Annotated in this window: 2 protein-coding genes; both read right to left on the bottom strand. The window is 68.0% G+C overall.

Annotated features, from left to right (window positions below; all coding sequences use genetic code 11):
* On the bottom strand, positions 1-1,081 hold a 1,081-nt coding region (locus tag VE326_05315), incomplete at its 3' end, for a TPM domain-containing protein (GenBank protein ID HYJ32619.1).
* The gene (locus tag VE326_05310) at positions 1,078-1,554 is read right to left on the bottom strand and encodes a VOC family protein (GenBank protein HYJ32618.1); all 477 of its coding nucleotides are present in this window, start codon (positions 1,552-1,554) and stop codon (positions 1,078-1,080) included. The genes VE326_05315 and VE326_05310, both read right to left, overlap by 4 nt.
* Positions 1,555-1,623 lie beyond the last annotated feature (69 nt).

Below are 1,623 nucleotides of genomic sequence, written 5' to 3'. Positions count from 1 at the left end.
CGACGGCGAGGAGATCGAGGCCCACGCCGCGGAGGAAAAGCGGCCGGCGGCGCCTGCCGGCCTCGGGGTCGAGCCATCCGCGGGCGACCAGATCCTGACGGATCCCATCGCGGACCTCGCTCCAATCGGTCTGGAGCCTGGCCATCTGCTTGCTCGTGATGATGCCCGCGTCGTTCGCGCGGGATTTCAGGATCTCCCAGAGGCGGCGCTCGTAGCCGGGGCGCGCGACGGATGCGTCGATGAGGCGGATGCGCGCATGCTTCTTCCCCTCCGGTTCGATGGCTAGAGCACCCCTCTTGGCGAAGTCCAGGATCGTCGCGGCGACGTCGGCATCGTCCACGTAGCCCGTCGCGAGCGCGCCCGCGAGCGCGGGCGCAAGACCCGAGGGAGGCTCTGCCGCCGAGGAGACCTGGGGCGCGGGGCGCCCGTGAGATCCCCCGCGCGCCGTCAACCACAACGCAACGCCCGCGATCAGGATCGCGGTCAGATTGAACGGGCTGAGGAGTCCCGTGGCGATCTGGCTCGCCAACCGCTCTGACGCGCTGGGCGGCGGAGGAGGCGGCGGGCCCTGGCGGAGGTCCCCCGCGATCTGGTCGAGCGCACCGGCGATGGCGCCACCCACGCGGCCCCCGCTCAGAGAAGGTCGCATGGCGTGCGCGACCCGATCGAGCTCGTACTGGGGCAGACGGCTCTCGATCAGCGCTTTCCCGGCAACCAGAGCATAGGACCCATGAGCCGGGTCGCTGGGCTTGACGTTGAAGAGGAGAACGAGACCGTCATGCGCATTGGCCGCCGACTGCACGTCCCAGGCCTCCATGAGACGTCGCGCGTCCCGGACCGTCTTCTCGTAGTTGGCGTCCTTCTTGTGGAGATAGATGACGATGGGATGGCCGAGCTGATCGACGGTCCGCGCGCGGGCCTCGAGATCGGCCGCTTCCCCGGTCGTGAGAACGCCCGCAAGATCATAGACGCGGCGTTCGGGACTGGGACGGTCGAGATCGTCGGCGCCACAGGCGGCCAAGGCCGCGAGCAGCAGCAGGGCGGCGCCCACGGCGCCGAACAGCCGACGGGACAACGTCACCCCCGCCGCGCCGCCTCGATCGCGGCGACGTCGATCTTCCTCATGGGCATCATCGCTTCGAAAGCGCGCTTGGCCTCCGCCCCACCCGCCGAAAGCGCATCCGTCAGCACCCGCGGGGTGATCTGCCAGGAGAGGCCCCAGCGGTCCTTGCACCAACCGCACTGGCTCTCCTCGCCGCCATTCCCGACGATCGCGTTCCAGTAGCGGTCCGTCTCTTCCTGGTTGTCCGTCGCCACCTGGAACGAGAAGGCCTCGCTGTGTTGGAACGTCGGCCCCCCGTTGAGACCTAGACAGGGGATCCCCAGAACCGTGAACTCTACCGTCAGCACGTCGCCCTGCTTGCCGCCTGGGTAGTCGCCAGGGGCCTTGTGAACGGCGGTCACTTTGCTATCCGGAAACGTCGCTGCGTAAAAACGCGCCGCCTCATGCGCGTCCTTGTCGAACCAGAGGCAGATCGTGTTCTTTGGCTTCATCTTCGTGGCTCCGTGCATGGTAGCCTCCCCCAATGAACATCTTGCTATGGGTCCTCCAGCTCGCGCTCG

This window comes from Candidatus Binatia bacterium, from assembly GCA_035631035.1.
Taxonomy (GTDB): Bacteria; Eisenbacteria; RBG-16-71-46; order SZUA-252; family SZUA-252; genus DASQJL01.
Note: the sequence above shows the minus strand (reverse complement) of the source record. Positions and strands in the feature narration are given on the sequence as shown.

What these genes read in the sequence shown, in the direction of transcription:
- VE326_05310 (HYJ32618.1), bottom strand. Translation starts at nt 1,554, where the DNA reads ATGAAGCCAAAGAACACGATCTGCCTCTGGTTCGACAAGGACGCGCAT.